This is a genomic window from Acuticoccus mangrovi (genome assembly GCF_016411865.1).
Lineage (GTDB): Bacteria > Pseudomonadota > Alphaproteobacteria > Rhizobiales > Amorphaceae > Acuticoccus > Acuticoccus mangrovi.
The window spans coordinates 419,476-434,828 of sequence record NZ_JAEKJA010000003.1 but is presented as its reverse complement, the minus strand read 5'-3'; the positions used below and the strand labels follow the sequence as shown (position 1 = coordinate 434,828).

Below are 15,353 nucleotides of genomic sequence, written 5' to 3'. Positions count from 1 at the left end.
CCACTCCTCAACCATGCGCCCTCGCGGCAGGGGCTCGTCGTCTCTCAGGTGGCCACGAATGCGTGTCGGGCGATCAAAATGACGGCGAATTAATAAAAGATCTTTCCCGGGTTCATGATGCCGTCGGGGTCGAGGGCCGTCTTGATGGCCTTCATCACGTCGACCGTGCCGCCGAGCTCGGCGCGAAGATATTTCATCTTGCCTTGCCCGATGCCGTGCTCGCCGGTGCAGGTGCCCTCCATCCGCACCGCCCGCTCCGACAGGCGGGCGATGAAGGTGGCGGCCTTCTCCCGCTCGCCGGCGTCGTCGTTGTCGAGGAGGACGAGGGTGTGGAAGTTGCCGTCGCCGACGTGGCCGACGATGGGGGCGAGGATGCCGAGCTCGGCGAGATCGGCCCGCGTCTCCTCGACGCACTCGGCGAGGCGGGAGATCGGCACGCACACGTCGGTGGAGATGCCGGCGCAGCCGGGGCGCAGGGCGAGGGCGGCCCAGTAGGCGTCGTGCCGGGCCTGCCACAGCCGCGAGCGGTCCTCCGGCCGGGTGGAGAAGGCGAAGGGGCCGCCGCCGAGCTCCTCGGCGATGGCGGCGACCGCCTCCGACTGCTCGTGCACGCCGGCCTCCGAGCCGTGGAACTCCAGGAACAGCGTGGGCCGCTCCGGCAGTTCCAGCTTGGAGTAGGCGTTGACGGCGCGGATCTGCATCTCGTCGAGCAGCTCGATGCGGGCGACGGGAATGCCGGACTGGATGGTGAGGATGGTGGCGTTGCAGGCCGCCTCGACCGTCGGGAACGGGCACACCGCCGCCGAGATCGCCTCGGGGATGCCGGAGAGCTTCAGCGTGACCGAGGTGATGAGGCCGAGCGTGCCTTCCGAGCCGACGAGGAGGCGGGTGATGTCGTAGCCGGCGGAGGATTTGCGCGCCCGGCTCGCGGTGCGGATGATCTCGCCGTTGGCGAGCACCGCCTCCAGCGAGATCACGTTGTCGCGCATCGTGCCGTAGCGCACCGCGTTGGTGCCGGAGGCGCGGGTGGCGGCCATGCCGCCGAGCGTCGCGTCCGCGCCGGGGTCGATGGGGAAGAAGAGCCCCCGGTCGCGCAGATATTCGTTGAGCATCTTGCGCGTCACGCCGGGCTCGACCTTGCAGGCGAGGTCCTCCTCGTAGACCTCGAGCACGCGGTTCATGCGCGAGAAATCCACCGAGATGCCGCCGGCGGGGGCGTTGACGTGGCCCTCCAGCGAGGTGCCGACGCCGAAGCCGACGATCGGCACGAGGTGCTCGCGGCAGATGTCGACGATCGCCTTCACCTCGTCCGCGCTTTCCACGAACACGACGGCGTCGGGTGCTTCGGTGGTGAGCCAGGTGGTGGTGTGGCCGTGCTGCTCGCGCATCGCCTGGCCAGTGTCGCACCGCTCGCCGAAGCGCTGTTTGAGGAGCGGCACCGCGAGGGCGATGCCGGCATCGTTGCGCGACACGCGCGCATGGGCGACGGCCATGATCCAAATCCTGATCCGATGTACGCCCTCACCCTATCAAAACCCGCCCGCGTCACAACATGAACACGTCATCCTCCCGACGCATCATGGCGCGGACACCCTTCTCGGCGGGGATCGGGCACGCTAAGTGCCCTCCTTCGACGAGTGCGACGGGCCGCCCGCCCGTCCGTCGGAGGCTGCGCTTGAACCGGTCCATTCGATCCAAACGACCGAGCCTGATGCGTCGCGTGCTGCAGCGGCGGCCCGGCGAGCCGCGCATGCGGCTGGTCAGCGGGCTGATCCTGTTCGCCTACGCGACGTGTCACCTCGTCAACCACGCGTTCGGCCTCGGCACCCTCGCGGCGCTGCAGAAGGCGACGGCGGTGCTCCTCGGGCCGTGGCAGACGTCGATCGGGACGGCGGCGCTCTACGGCGCCTTCGTGGTGCACATCGGGCTCGGGCTGCGCTCGATCTGGCGGCGCCGCCACCTGCGCATCCCGCCCGGCGAGGTGTGGCAGATGGCGCTCGGCCTCAGCATCCCGCTGTTTCTCATCAAGCACGTCACCGGGACCTTCCTCGCCAACGTCGCGGGGCTCGAGGTGGGCTACCCGAAAGTGCTCTACGCGATGTTCGTGTCCTCGCCGGACCAGCTTCTGCCGCAGCAGATGACGTTGCTCGTCATCGTCTGGGTGCACGGCATCATCGGGCTGCACATGTGGCTGCGCGGGCGGAACGGGTACCGCCGGTGGCTGCCGCTGTTCTCGGTCTTCGCCGTGCTGGTGCCGGTGCTCGCCCTCGTCGGCGTGTCCAACGCGGGATGGACGGTCGAGCTGATGACGGCGACCGATCCGGCGCTGCGGGCCGATCTCGGCCCGGCCGAGCCCGGCACCGCGCGCGCCGCCGCGGAGGCGTGGGTGGGGTCGGTCGATTTCTGGGCGACGACGGGCTATGCCGGCCTCGTCGTCCTGCTGCTCGGGCTGCGCTTCGGACGCGAGTGGTACGCGCGGCGCTTCCATGGCGTCGCCATCACCTATCCCGGCCAGCGCCGGGTGGTGATCCCCGCAGGCTTCACCGTGCTCGAGGCGAGCCGATGGGGCGGCGTCGCCCATGCCGCGGTCTGCGGCGGGCGGGGGCGCTGCTCCACCTGCCGGGTGCGCATCCTCTCCGGGCTCAGGAACGCGCCGCCGCCGGGGCCGACGGAGGCGGCGACGCTGCGCCGCATCGCGGCCGCGCCCGAGGTGCGGCTCGCCTGCCAGCTGCGCCCCACCGGCGCGATGCGGGTGGTGCCCTTGGCGCCCGCGGGGGAGAGCCTGCCGCGCGGCACGCTCGGCGGCGGGCCGGTCGACGACGGCGGCCGGGAGATGCTGGTGACGGCGGTGGCCGTCGACATGCGCGATTCCACCGGCCTCACCGCGGCGCGCCTGCCCTACGACGCCTTCTATATCGTCGACCGCTTCATCGCCGCCGTCGCCGACGCGATCCAGCGCGACGGAGGCGAGATCACCGGCATCGCCGGCGACGGGGTGATGAGCCTCTTCGGGATCGGCGGCGACGCGGAGGCCGGCGCGCGCGACGCGATCGCGGCGGCCCGGCACATCATCGCCAACGTGGAGCGGCTGAACCGGGAGCTCGCGGGCGAGCTCTCCGCGCCGCTGCGCTTCGGCATCGGCGTCCACTCCGGCCACTCGATCGTCGGCATGCTGGGGCCGCTGGGGCAGCGCACCTTCCAGTTCCTGGGCGACACCGGCAACATCGCCTCCCGCCTCGAGGGGCTGACCAAGGTCGACGGCACGGTGGTCGCCCTCTCGGAGGCGACGCTGGACCTCCTCGACGCGCCGGAGCCGCCGGTCGCCGCCGTCGAGACGCAGCCTCGCGGCCTGCCGAGCCGGCTCACGGCGCGCTTCTTCGACGCCGACAGCTACACCGACTGGTCCTCGCGGCTCGATCGCCGCGGCTAGAGCCGGTTCAATGAACTCGCGTTCACCGAACCGTCTCCAGCTTCCTTGTCTGCGCGTGTTCCGAGCGGAAAACCGGCTCCACTTTTCCTGAACGCGCTCTGGAGCGCGTGCCGGGGTTAGTGGGCGACGCCGAGATAGGCGTCGATCACGCCGGGGTCGGCGCGCACCTCGTCGGGGCTGCCGTCGGCGATCTTCTCGCCATAGTCGAGCACCACGACGCGGTCGGAGATGTCCATCACCACGCCCATGTCGTGCTCGATGAGGGCGATGGTGGTGCCGAACTCCTCGCGCACGTCGAGGATGAAGCGGCACATGTCCTCCTTCTCCTCCAAATTCATGCCGGCCATCGGCTCGTCGAGGAGCAGGAGCTCGGGCTCCATGGCGAGGGCGCGGCCGAGCTCCACCCGCTTCTGCAGGCCGTAGGGGAGGCGGCCGACGGGCGTCTTGCGGATCGCCTCGATCTCCAGGAAGTCGATGATGTCCTCCACCCGGCGGCGATGCTCCACCTCCTCGGCGAGGGCGGGGCCGAAGCGCACGAGCTGGAAGAGGAAATTCGCGTGCATCTTCAGCGTGCGGCCGGAAATGATGTTGTCGAGCGTCGTCATACCCTTGAAGAGGGCGACATTCTGGAAGGTGCGGGCGATGCCGGAGGCGGCGGCGACGTGCGGGCGCATGCGCCGCCGCACCGCGCCCTTATAAGTGATGGTGCCTTCCTGCGGGTGGTAGAAGCCGTTGATGACGTTGAGCATCGACGTCTTGCCGGCGCCGTTGGGGCCGATGATGGCGCGGATCTCGCCCGGCCGGATGTCGAAGGAGACGCCGCGGATCGCCTTCACCCCGCCGAAGGAGAGCGACACGTCGGCGACGGACAGGAGCGGGACGGGAGGCGCCGCCGTGACGGGGGCCGCGTCGATCGCTGGGGCAAGGCTCATGGCGGGCTTCCTCTGTCGGGCAATCAGCCTACACGGACCGTGCCGCCGCTCAAGCCTCCCGCTCAGGTCTCCGTTTCGTCGACGACGGGGGCCGTCGCCACCTCGATGGCGGCGAGCTCCGCGGCGAGCCTGCGGACCGCGTTCCGCGCGGCCGCCCCGGCGTCCGCGAGGGCGCTGGCGTCGGCGACCTCGCGGCTCAGGACCTTGCCCGGGTCGTCGTCCCAGCGCAGCGTGACGCGGGAGGTCTTCGCCGCGAGATCGTGGGTGAGGGCGGTGACGAGGAGGCGCGCCATCGCTCAGGCCTCGGCGACGGCGCGGCGGGCGGCGTCGAGCCGTCGCTTGCGGCGCGCGAGCATGTTGAGGCCCTCGACGAGGCCGGAGAAGGCCATCGCCGCGTAGATGTAGCCCTTCGGCACGTGGAAGCCCATGCCGTCGGCGATCAGCGTCATGCCGATCATCAGGAGGAAGCCGAGGGCGAGCATCACCACGGTGGGGTTCGCCTCGATGAACTTCGACAACGGGTCGGCCGCCACGAGCATCAGCGCCACGGCGACGATCACGGCGATCACCATGATGCCGATCTCGGTCGTCATGCCTACGGCGGTGATGATGGAATCGATGGAGAAGACGAGATCGAGGACCAGGATCTGCACGATCGCCGCTCCGATCGTGGTGGTCGCGCCGCCACCCACCATCATCTCCTTGGGGTCGGTCGGGTCGACGGAGTGGTGGATCTCGCGCGTCGCTTTCCAGACGAGGAACAGGCCGCCGGCGATCAGGATGAGGTCGCGCCAGGAGAAGCCGTGGCCGAACAGCTCGAACAGCGGCGTGGTGAGGCGCACGATGATCGCCACGGTGGACAGCAGTGCGAGGCGTAGGACGAGGGCGAGACCGATGCCGATGCGCCGCGCCCTCTGGCGCTGCTCCGGCGGCAGCTTGTTCGACAGGATCGAGATGAACACGAGGTTGTCGATCCCCAGCACGACCTCCATGGCGATGAGGGTGACGAGGGCGGCATACGTCGTGGGGTCGAGGAGGAAGGCGAAGAGATCCATTCCGGCTGATCCTGTTGGCGTCGGCGGGAAGCTAGAGCAGGACGGCGGAAGTGCAAACTCGTTGCGTCGGGGTGCGACGGGATCGCGTCGCGTCGCGGCGGTCGGGACGCTCCCGGCCGCCGCCGCGGGTCATTTGAAGTCGGCGTTCTGGAAGTGCAGGCCGCATTCGGTCTTGCCGGTGCCGCGCCAGCGGCCGGAGCGGGGATCCTCGCCGGGCCCGACGGGGCTCGTGCAGGGGGCGCAGCCGATCGAGGGGTAGCTCTGGGCGACGAGGGGATGGCGCACCAGCGCGTGCCGCTCGATGTAGTCGTCGACGTCGGCCTGGGTCCAGCCGGCGAGCGGGTTGATCTTCACCCGCGACCCGTCCGCCTCCACGTGGGGGATCGCCTCGCGCGTGAAGGACTGGTCGCGCCGCCGCCCGGTGATCCAGGCGTCGTACTCCTTGAGCGCCCGGTTGAGCGGCTCGACCTTGCGCACCGCGCAGCAGGCGTCGGGGTCGAACATGTGGAGGTTGTCGTCGGGATCCTCCTCCAAGAGCACCTTCTTGCCGGCCCGCACGTCGATCACGTTGGTGAGGCCGAGGGCGCGGGCGGTCGCGTTGCGGTAGGCGATCGTCTCGGCGAAGTGCATGCCGGTCTCGATGAAGAGGACCGGGATGTCGGGGGCGACGCGCGATACGAGATGGAGGAGCGCCACCGAATCCGCGCCGAAGGAGGACACCATCGCGATGCGGCCCGGGAACACGTCGCGGGTCATCACGGCGAGCAGGTCGTCGGCCGCCATGGTGCCGAAGCGCGCGTCGAGAGCGGCGGCCGCGTTGCGTACCGAGCGGCCCGGAACATCAAGCATGGCGATTTCCTTGCGATCGGGGGGTGACGGGACGGTGACGCCGGCTCAACCCACGAAGGCCTTTTCGACGACGTAGCCGCCGGGCGACGCGTTCGAGCCTTCCTCCAGGCCGGCCCGTTCGCACAGGGCCTTGGTGTCGTTGATCATGGCGGAGGAGCCGCAGATCATCACCCGGTCCGCCTCGGGCGACCACGCCGGCACCCCGGCCACCTGGAACAGCTCGCCGGTCTCGATCAGCTCGGTGACGCGGCCGGTGAGCTGGCCCGGGCCGGCGTCCTCGCGCGTCACCGAGGCGATGTGGGTGAGGCGGTCGCCGACCACCTCCGAGAGCACCTCGTCCTTGCGGATGCCGTCGACGACGTCGATGCCGTATTGCAGCTCGGCGGTGGTGCGGCAGGTCTGGGTCAGCACCACCCGGTCGAAGCGCTCGTAGGTCTCCGGATCGCGCGCCACCGAGGTGAAGGGGGCGATGCCGGTGCCGGTCGAGACGAGCCAGAGGACGCGGCCGGGCAGCAGCGCGTCGAGCACCAAGGTGCCGGTGGGGCGCGGCTTCAACAGGATCTCGTCGCCCGGCGCGATGTGCTGCAGGCGCGAGGTGAGCGGGCCGTCGGGCACCTTGATGGAGAAGAACTCCAATTCGTGCGCCCAGTTGGGGCTCGCGATGGAGTAGGCGCGCAGCAGCGGCTTGCCGTTGTCGCCCATCAACCCGAGCATCGCGAACTCGCCGGAGCGGAAGCGGAAGGACTGCGGCCGCGTGGTGCGGAAGGAGAAGAGGTCGTCCGTGTAGTGCCGGGTCTCCAGCACGGTCTCGGTCGGAATGCTCGTCATCACACTTGCGGGGGGCTGCCCCGCCTCCGTGTTCGAGAAAGGTTCAGTCCGCGTGGCGGGCGGCCCAGATGCCGCGCTCGGGGCCGCGCGAGCCGGGCTCGGGCATGTAGAGCTCCTGCACCGAGCGGTGGATCGCGTTGCGCCAGGCGTCCTCGCCCTGGCGCTGCACCTGGGCGTCGGACACGAGCACGGCGTCGAAGCCGGACTGGAAGGCGTGGCGAGCCTGGTCGGGCATCAGCGGGCCGGCGGCGATCAGGCGGCCGTCATAGCCTTCCGCGCGCAGCCGGTTGGCGGTGGAGAAGCCGCGCCCGTCCATCGCCCCGCCGAAGCGGATGGTGACGACGGGATCGGCCGGGCGCTCCGCGGGCGGCGCCTCGCCAGGGATTTCGAGGCCCGTCGCGATGTCGTCGTCGCGGGTGAAGGACCCGTCGGTCTCAAGCAGCCACACGGGGCGCCTCCTCGTAGACGGCGGCCTTGAACACGGCCTTGCCGAGCCGCTGATAGGCGTCGGTGAAGCTCTCGCCCTCGAGGCGGTTCGCCTCCCAGGCCTCGATGATCTTCTCCACCGCGTCCGGCACCTCCTCGGCGGTGAAGCCGGGACCGAGGATCTCGCCCACGGCCGCCCCGCCGTCGGCGCGCCCGCCCAGCGTGATCTGGTAGCTCTCCTCCTCCGCCTTGGTGAGGCCGAGGATGCCGATGTTGGCGGCGTGGTGGTGGCCGCAGGCGTTGATGCAGCCCGAGATGTTGAGCGTCGGCCCCTTCACGGTCACGCCGGCGGCGCGCGCCTTGGCCTCCCGCTCGCGCAGCCGATCCGACAGCGCCTGGGCGATGGGGATGGAGCGGGCCGTCGCGAGGGCGCAATAGTCGAGCCCGGGGCAGGAGATGATGTCGCTCGTGAGGCCGACATTGCCGGTCGCGAGCCCGGCCTCCACGAGGCGACCATAGAGCGTCGCGAGCGCGCTCTGGGGTACGAAGGGGAGCACCAGATTCTGGCGGTGGGTCACGCGGATCTCGCCGGCCGAATAGTCGTCCGCGAGGTCGGCGACGAGGCGCATCTCCTCGCCCGTCGCGTCGCCCGGAATAGCGCCCTTCGCCTTCAGCGAGATGGTGACGACGGCGTGGCCCGGCACCTTGTGGGCGCTCACATTCTGGTCGAGCCACTCGGCGAAGGCGCCCTCGCCCGCGACGGGCACGTCGTCGATCGGGGCGACGGGGCCGCGGTCGAAGAAGGCGGCGATGCGGTCATATTCCTTGCCGGCGACGGCGAAGGCGGCGGGGTCGCGCTCGGCCATGTCGGCGTAGACCTCGTCGCGGTAGGCGTCGAGGCCCATCTCGGCGACGAGGATCTTGATCCGCGCCTTGTACTTGTTGTCGCGCCGGCCGTGGAGATTGTAGACGCGCATCATCGCGTCGAGCGTCGGCAACAGCCGCTCGAACGGCACGTCCGCCTCGAAGAGCTGGGCGACGCGCGGGGTGCGGCCCTGGCCGCCGCCGACCCAGATGTCGTAGCGCGGGCGCTGGACGTCGGGCTTGGCGCGCAGGCCGATGTCGTGGAACTTCATCGCCGCGCGGTCCTCGGCGGCGCCGATCACGGCGATCTTGAACTTGCGCGGCAGGAAGGCGAACTCGGGGTGCAGCGAGGACCATTGGCGCAGGAGCTCGCAGGTCGCCCGCGGGTCGACCTCCTCGTCGCCCGCCGCACCGGCGAAGGCGTCGGTGGTGACGTTGCGGATGCAGTTGCCCGACGTCTGGATCGCGTGCATCCCCGCCTCGGCGAGGATGTCGAGCATGTCCGGCACGTCCTTCAACTCGGTCCAGTTGTACTGGATGTTCTGGCGCGTGGTGAAATGGCCGTAGCCGCGATCATAGTTGTCGGCGAGGTGCGCGAGGGTGCGCATCTGGCCCGACGACAGCACGCCGTAGGGGATCGCCACGCGCAGCATGTAGGCGTGGAGCTGCAGGTAGAGGCCGTTCTTCAAGCGCAGCGGCTTGAACTCGTCCTCGGAGAGCTGGCCGGCGAGGCGGCGCGCCACCTGGTCGCGGAACTCCGCGGCGCGGGCGGCGACGAACGCCTGGTCGTGACCGTCATATTGATACATTCGTAGCCTCGTCGATCGATCAGGCCGCTCGGGGCGTCGAGATGGGGAGGATGATGGAGGGGCCGCCGAGGCGCTGACGCTCGCGCAGCGCCACCGGCGCGCCCGTCTCCGGGTCGAGGGCGAAGAGGTAGGCGCCGACCACGCGGTTGGCGTCCTCTTCGGTGCGGGCGGCGGCCTCGAGAGCCGCGCGGGACGCCTCGTCGTCGGCGCGCAGGGCGTCGTGCATCGAGGCCGACCAGTCGTCCCCCGTCCAGTAGACGATGGTGCCCGTCAAAAGGTCGTTCGCGGTGAGGACCGAGGGGCCCTTGGGTACGCGTTGCTTGGCCATTCCTATGCCGCCTCCGAGTGGTGCTTGGGCGTGCGGCCCTTCTCGCTGAGGAAGAGGGTGAGGGGGTTCTTCGCCTCGGCGCGGGAGTGGACGCCGACGAGGATCATCAGCGGCCCAGTGCCGCCGAAGTTCTCGACGCGTTGGCCGAGCTCGGCGAGCGTGGCGTGGCCGATGCGCTCGTCCTCGCGGCCGGCATTCTCCACGAGCACCACCGGCGTCATCGCCGAGCGGCCCATCAGGATCAGCCGGCGCTGCACGCCGCGGGCGCTGCGGCGGCCCATGTAGATGGCGAGCGGGGCGGTGCCGCGGCCGGCGGCGGCCCAGTCGACGCTTTCGATGTCGTCCTCGCCGCGGACGCCGTGGGCGGTGATCATGCGAAGCTCCTGGGTGCGGCCGCGCTCGGTGAGGGGGGCGAGGGCGCTCGCCGCGGCGACGCTCGCGGCGGTGACGCCCGGCACCACCTCGAGGCGCAGGCCGGCGGACTGAACGGCGTCGATCTCCTCGGCGAGCCGGCCGAAGATCGACGGGTCGCCGCCCTTGAGGCGGACGACGCGGGCCCCGCCCTCGGCGTAGCGCACGATGAGGGCGTTGATCTCGTCCTGCTTCAGCGCGTGGCGGCCGGCGCGCTTGCCGACGTTCACCATGGTCGCCTCGCGGCGGGCGAGCTCCAGGATCTCGGGGGCGACGAGGGCGTCGTGGAGCACCACGTCGGCCCGGTCGATGCGCTGGCGGGCGCGCTCGGTGAGGAGGTCCGCCCCGCCGGCGCCCGCCCCCACGAAGGAGACGAGGCCTTCGGGCCGCGTGTCGCGGGCAAGCAGCGTCTCGGCCGCATCGGCGAAGCCGCCGCGCTCGAAGGCACCGTCGAGCGCGGGGCCGAAGAGGGCGTGCCAGAAGCGGCGGCGCGGCTCGCCGGGGGTGATGGCGGCGGCGACCCGCTCGCGCAGGGCGGCGGCCTTCGTCGCCACCTCGCCGAGGCCGGCGGGGAGCATGCGCTCCACGCGCGCCTTGATCTCGCGGGCGAGGACGGGGGCGGTGCCTTCGGTGCCGATCGCCACCACGACGGGGTCGCGGTCGACGAAGGCGGGGGTGATGAAGTCGGACACCGCCGGCTGGTCGGCCGCGCACACCGGCACGCCGAGGCGGCGCATGTGGCGCGCGATGGCGGCATCCTTCGCCGGCTCGCCCGTCGCTGCATATGCGAAGGCGGTGTCGGCGGGAAGCGTGTAGGCGAGCGCGTCGCCCGTCACCGCCTCGACGCCTTCGAGGTCGATAATCTCGGAGAATTCGTCAGCAATGACAACGACTTGGGCGCTGGTCTTCTTCAGGAGGCGCAGCTTGGCTGCGGCCTCGTCGCCGCCCCCGAACAGCACCACGGTGCGGTTCCTGACGGACCAGAAGATCGGAAAGGTGTCCACGGCAAACTCCCGGCTCAGCGGTCTACAAAGGATGGCGCTGTCCCGCGGAAGCCGCAATGGACGGGACAAAATAAGCCAGAGAGTGACGCGAGATACGAAAATGCGTAATAATTTCCTTTGACCGACCTCGCCACCCGGAAGATTGACCATGGATGACCTCGACCGCAGGATCCTCGCCATATTGCAGCGCGATGCGACGCTCCCCGTGGAGCGCATCGCGCAGATGGTCAACTCGTCGAAGTCGCCGGTGTGGAGCCGCATCCGCAAGCTGCGCGAGGCGGGCATCATCGACCGTCAGGTGGCGATCCTGAACCCGGCGAAGGTCGATCAGGACGAGGTGTTCTTCGTCACCATCAAGACCTCGAGCCACTCCAAGAACTGGCTGGAGCGCTTCGCCGCCGCCATCGCCACCATGGACGAGGTGCAGGAGGCGCACCGGCTGGCGGGCGAGATCGATTATGTGCTCAAAGTACGGGTGCGCGACACACGCGCCTTCGATGCGTTCTATAAGCGGTTGGTGGCGGAGGTGGATCTCTTCAGCGTGACCTCCAGCCTGTCGATGGAAACGCTGAAAGAGACCACGGTGATCCCCCTCGATGACGACCATGCCGATGACTGACGCCCAGCGATCCTCGAGCCCTGCGCGGGGCGTTTCGTGAGCGCCAGGGTCGGCGTCGACATCGGCGGTACCTTCACCGACGTGGCGCTCGAGGCGAACGGCGCGCTGTTCGTCGCCAAGGTGCTGACCACCCACGACGCGCCGGAGCGGGCGATCCTCGACGGGCTCGACAAGGTGCTCGCGACGGCGGGCGTCGGCTTCGGCGATCTCGGCCTCGTGATCCACGGCACGACGCTCGCGACCAACGCCCTCATCGAGCGGCGCGGGGCGAAGACCGCACTCCTCACCACCGAGGGCTTCCGCGACGTCATCGAGATGCGCACCGAGAGCCGCTTCGAGCAGTACGACATCAACATCGAGCTGCCGCCGCCGCTCGTCAGCCGCGAGCATCGCCACGTCGCGGGTGGCCGCATCTCCGCCTCCGGTCGCGAGCTCCTGCCGCTCGACGAGGACGCCGTCGCCCGCTTCGCCGAGCTCGCGGCGACGGCCTACGAAAGCGTCGCCGTCGGCTTCATCCACGCTTACGCCAACCCGGCGCACGAGCGGCGGGCGCGCGACATCATCACGGAGCGCGCACCGCACCTTGCCGTGTCGCTGTCGTGCGAGGTGTCGCCGCAGATGCGCGAGTTCGAGCGCTTCAACACGGTGTGCGCCAACGCCTTCGTGAAGCCGCTGATGGCCTCCTACCTCGCCCGGCTCGACGAGCAGCTGAAGGCCGCCGGCACCACCTGCCCGCTGGTCCTGATGCACTCCGGCGGCGGGCTGATCGGCGTCGAGCAGGCGATCGAGTTTCCGGTGCGGCTCCTGGAATCGGGGCCGGCGGGCGGGGCGATCTTCGCCGCGGATCTCGCGATGCGGCACGGCCTCGACCGCGTCCTCTCCTTCGACATGGGCGGCACCACGGCGAAGATCTGCCTCATCGAGGACGGGACGCCGAAGACGGCGCGCACCTTCGAGGTCGCCCGCACCACGCGCTTCAAGAAGGGCTCGGGCATGCCGATCTCGATCCCCGTCATCGAGATGGTGGAGATCGGTGCGGGGGGCGGGTCCATCGCCCGGGTCGACACCATGCGGCAGATCCGTGTCGGGCCGCAGAGCGCGGGCTCTGAGCCCGGCCCCGCCGCCTACGGGCGCGGCGGCGAGAGCCCCACCGTGACCGACGCCGACCTGCTCCTCGGCCTGCTCGACCCGGAGGGCTTTGCCGGCGGCACCATGACGCTCGACACCGCCGCCGCCGCGGCCGCGATGGTGCGCGACGTCGGCGAGCCCCTCGGCATGGACGCCCACACCGGCGCCATCGGCGTGAAGGAGGTGGTGGACGAGACGATGGCGAACGCCGCCCGGGTCCACGCGGTGGAGAACGGCAAGGACCTCGCCGCCTTCACCATGATCGCCTTCGGCGGCGCCGCGCCCCTCCACGCCGTGCGTCTCGCCCAGAAGCTCGGCATCGGGCGGCTGCTCGTGCCGGTCGGGGCGGGGGTGGGCTCGGCGATCGGCTTCCTGCGCGCCCCCTTCGCCTACGAGGCGGTGCAGGGGGTGCATGTTCGCCTCTCCGCGTACGACCAGCGGGCGCTCGCCGCCGCCTTCGCCGACCTCGCGGTGGAGGCGGAGAAGGTGGTGAAGGCGGGGGCGCCCGGCGCCACCCTGTCGCGCACGCACAAGGCCTACATGCGCTATCGCGGGCAGGGCTGGGAGATCCCGGTGGACCTTCCGGATCCCGACCTCTCCCACGAGGCGCTGATGGAGCTTTTCGAGGCGGCCTACGTGACCCTCTTCGGCCGCGCGCTCGAGGGGATCGACGTGGAGATCATGACGCTCGCCGTGCGCGTCGCCTCCCCGGTGCCGGCGGTGGAGGCGGTCGCCCCGCGCCGGCTCGAGCGGGCGGTGACGGGCGAGACCCGCCGCGAGATCTACGACGCCGGCGCGGGGAGGACGCTCGCCGCCGCCGTGGTGGCGCGCGACGTGCTGGGCCCCGGCGAGGGCGTCACCGGTCCCGCCATCGTGACCGAGCGCGAGACCACCACCATCGTGCCCGAAGGGGCCGAGGCCGTCGCCGAGGACGACGGCTCGCTCACCATCACCCTCGGAGACGCCGCATGACCGCTCTCGCCGATGTCCACAATCAGGTGATGTGGAACCGCCTCATCTCGGTGGTGGAGGAGCAGGCGCTCACCCTGGTGCGCACCGCCTTCTCCGCCTCGGTGCGCGAGGCGGGCGACCTCTCCGCCGGCGTGTTCGACCGCGAGGGGCGGATGATGGCGCAGGCCGTCACCGGCACCCCCGGCCACGTCAACTCGATGGCAGCCGCCGTCGGCCACTTCATCCGCGAGATCGGCGAGGCGAACATCGAGGAGGGGGACGTCTACATCACCAACGACCCCTGGCTCGGCACCGGCCATCTGCACGACATCACCTTCGTGACGCCCTCCTTCCGCAACGCCACCCTGGTGGGCTTCTTCGCCTCCACGGCCCACGTGGTCGACGTCGGCGGCCGCGGCTATGGGCCCGACGCGCACGAAGTCTACGAGGAGGGGATCTGCATCCCCATCATGCCGTTCGCCAAGCGCGGCGAGGTGGATCGCGGCCTCATCAAGATCGTGCGCGCCAACGTGCGCGAGCCGGACCAGCTCATCGGCGACTTCTATTCGCTCGCCGCCTGCAACGAGACCGGCCATCGCCGCCTGATGGACATGATGGACGAGTACGGCCTCGACGGTCTGGAGGCGCTGCGCGACTTCATCTTCGAGAACAGCCGCGCCGCGACGCTCGATGCGCTGAAGGCGATCCCCCACGGTACCGCCGCCAACACCATGACGGTGGACGGTTTCGGCGCTCCGGTGACGCTCGCCGTGACACTGAGCGTCGGCCCGGACGGCGTGCATGCGGACTACGAGGGCACCTCGCCCGTCGCCGATCGCGGCATCAACGTGCCGATGATCTACACCACCGCCTACACCGCCTACGGGCTCAAGTGCGTGCTGGCGCCGGAAATCCCGAACAACTTCGCCTCGCTGGAGCCGTTCACCGTGTCGGCGCCGGAGGGCTCCATCCTCAACGCGGTGCACCCGGCGCCGGTGGCGGTGCGCCACATCCTCGGCCACTTCATTCCGGACACGGTGTTCGGTGCGCTCGCCCGGCTGATGCCTGACGTGATCCCGGCGGAAGGGGCGGGGTCGCTGTGGAACATCATCGTTTCCATGCGGCCGATCCCGGGTGCCCAGGCCGCGCCCGGCGAGACGCGCCAGAGTACGGAGGTGATGATGTTCAACTCCGGCGGCTCCGGCGCGAGACCCACCAAGGACGGCCTCTCCGCCACGGCCTTCCCGTCCGGCGTGATGGCGATGCCGGTCGAGGCGATCGAGCATACCGGCCCGCTGATCTTCTGGCGCAAGGAGTTTCGCGAGGGCTCGGGCGGCCGCGGTCGCCAGCGCGGCGGGCTCGGGCAGGTGGTGGAGATCGGCGCCGACGTCGGCCACCACTTCCACTTCAACGCGATGTTCGACCGCGTCGATCACCCCGCGCGCGGCCGCGAGGGGGGTGAGGCGGGGGCGCCCGGACGCGTGATGCTCGACGACGGCACGCCGATGGCCGCCAAGGGCCGCCAGTACGTGCCGCCGGAGCGCCGTCTGGTGCTGGAATTGCCCGGCGGCGGAGGCTTCGGCCCGCCCGAGGAGCGCGACGCGGAGCTCGCCGAGCGCGACCGGGTGCGCGGCATGACGGACGAGGGTTGAGGCTCTCCGGCCGGCAAGGGCCGGCCCGGTTGGAAACCGGCCCGGCTCGGGGTCGGCCGGGGAGCGA

The 15,353-nt window shown here is 70.6% G+C and carries 14 protein-coding genes; 4 read left to right on the top strand and 10 right to left on the bottom strand.

The window, feature by feature from the left end; genetic code table 11:
• Positions 1 to 89: 89 nt before the first annotated feature.
• Entirely contained in the window at positions 90 to 1,493 is a 1,404-nt protein-coding gene (locus JCR33_RS05980; protein ID WP_198881106.1) for an FAD-linked oxidase C-terminal domain-containing protein, read from the bottom strand.
• A gap of 218 nt (positions 1,494 to 1,711) precedes the next feature.
• Between JCR33_RS05980 and JCR33_RS05975 the strand changes: the two genes are divergently transcribed.
• Positions 1,712 to 3,430, top strand: coding sequence for a 2Fe-2S iron-sulfur cluster-binding protein (locus JCR33_RS05975; RefSeq protein WP_198881105.1), 1,719 nt, complete (start codon positions 1,712 to 1,714; stop codon positions 3,428 to 3,430).
• Positions 3,431 to 3,546: 116 nt separating this feature from the next.
• On the opposite strand, the gene JCR33_RS05970 is transcribed toward JCR33_RS05975, so the two are convergent.
• The 9 genes from JCR33_RS05970 to cysG form a co-directional block, all read right to left on the bottom strand.
• Complete coding sequence (locus JCR33_RS05970; protein WP_198881104.1) at positions 3,547 to 4,362, bottom strand: ABC transporter ATP-binding protein; 816 nt, start codon at positions 4,360 to 4,362, stop codon at positions 3,547 to 3,549.
• Between the two features lie 62 nt (positions 4,363 to 4,424).
• Positions 4,425 to 4,655 (bottom strand): hypothetical protein, encoded by a 231-nt coding sequence (locus tag JCR33_RS05965; protein WP_198881103.1) that lies wholly within the window; start codon positions 4,653 to 4,655, stop codon positions 4,425 to 4,427.
• Positions 4,656 to 4,658: 3 nt separating this feature from the next.
• Positions 4,659 to 5,417 (bottom strand): TerC family protein, encoded by a 759-nt coding sequence (locus JCR33_RS05960; RefSeq protein ID WP_198881102.1) that lies wholly within the window; start codon positions 5,415 to 5,417, stop codon positions 4,659 to 4,661.
• A gap of 129 nt (positions 5,418 to 5,546) precedes the next feature.
• Entirely contained in the window at positions 5,547 to 6,266 is a 720-nt protein-coding gene (locus tag JCR33_RS05955) for a phosphoadenylyl-sulfate reductase (RefSeq protein ID WP_198881101.1), read from the bottom strand.
• Positions 6,267 to 6,311: 45 nt separating this feature from the next.
• Positions 6,312 to 7,094 (bottom strand): ferredoxin--NADP reductase, encoded by a 783-nt coding sequence (locus JCR33_RS05950; protein WP_198881100.1) that lies wholly within the window; start codon positions 7,092 to 7,094, stop codon positions 6,312 to 6,314.
• Between the two features lie 43 nt (positions 7,095 to 7,137).
• Positions 7,138 to 7,542, bottom strand: a complete 405-nt coding sequence (locus tag JCR33_RS05945) for a DUF934 domain-containing protein (protein ID WP_198881099.1) — start codon at positions 7,540 to 7,542, stop codon at positions 7,138 to 7,140.
• Positions 7,529 to 9,193 carry a nitrite/sulfite reductase gene (locus tag JCR33_RS05940; RefSeq protein WP_198881098.1) on the bottom strand — a complete coding sequence of 555 codons (1,665 nt, stop codon included), beginning with the start codon at positions 9,191 to 9,193 and terminating at the stop codon, positions 7,529 to 7,531. Before JCR33_RS05940 ends, JCR33_RS05945 begins: the two co-directional genes overlap by 14 nt.
• A gap of 19 nt (positions 9,194 to 9,212) precedes the next feature.
• The gene (locus JCR33_RS05935; protein WP_198881097.1) at positions 9,213 to 9,521 is read right to left on the bottom strand and encodes a DUF2849 domain-containing protein; all 309 of its coding nucleotides are present in this window, start codon (positions 9,519 to 9,521) and stop codon (positions 9,213 to 9,215) included.
• Positions 9,522 to 9,523: 2 nt separating this feature from the next.
• Positions 9,524 to 10,936 (bottom strand): siroheme synthase CysG, encoded by a 1,413-nt coding sequence (gene cysG / locus JCR33_RS05930; protein WP_198881096.1) that lies wholly within the window; start codon positions 10,934 to 10,936, stop codon positions 9,524 to 9,526.
• Positions 10,937 to 11,084: 148 nt separating this feature from the next.
• Here cysG and JCR33_RS05925 point away from each other — a divergent pair, with 148 nt between their 5' ends.
• Genes JCR33_RS05925 through JCR33_RS05915 form a run of 3 tightly spaced genes read left to right on the top strand, consistent with a single transcriptional unit; the run spans position 11,085 to position 15,286 of the window.
• A complete protein-coding gene (locus JCR33_RS05925; protein WP_198881095.1) occupies positions 11,085 to 11,555 on the top strand; it encodes an Lrp/AsnC family transcriptional regulator in 471 nt (156 codons plus the stop codon).
• 36 nt (positions 11,556 to 11,591) lie between these two features.
• Entirely contained in the window at positions 11,592 to 13,655 is a 2,064-nt protein-coding gene (locus JCR33_RS05920) for a hydantoinase/oxoprolinase family protein (protein WP_198881094.1), read from the top strand.
• Positions 13,652 to 15,286: a hydantoinase B/oxoprolinase family protein gene (locus tag JCR33_RS05915; RefSeq protein ID WP_198881093.1), complete on the top strand. Its 1,635-nt coding sequence runs from the start codon at positions 13,652 to 13,654 to the stop codon at positions 15,284 to 15,286. The genes JCR33_RS05920 and JCR33_RS05915 overlap by 4 nt, the downstream gene beginning before the upstream one ends.
• Positions 15,287 to 15,353 lie beyond the last annotated feature (67 nt).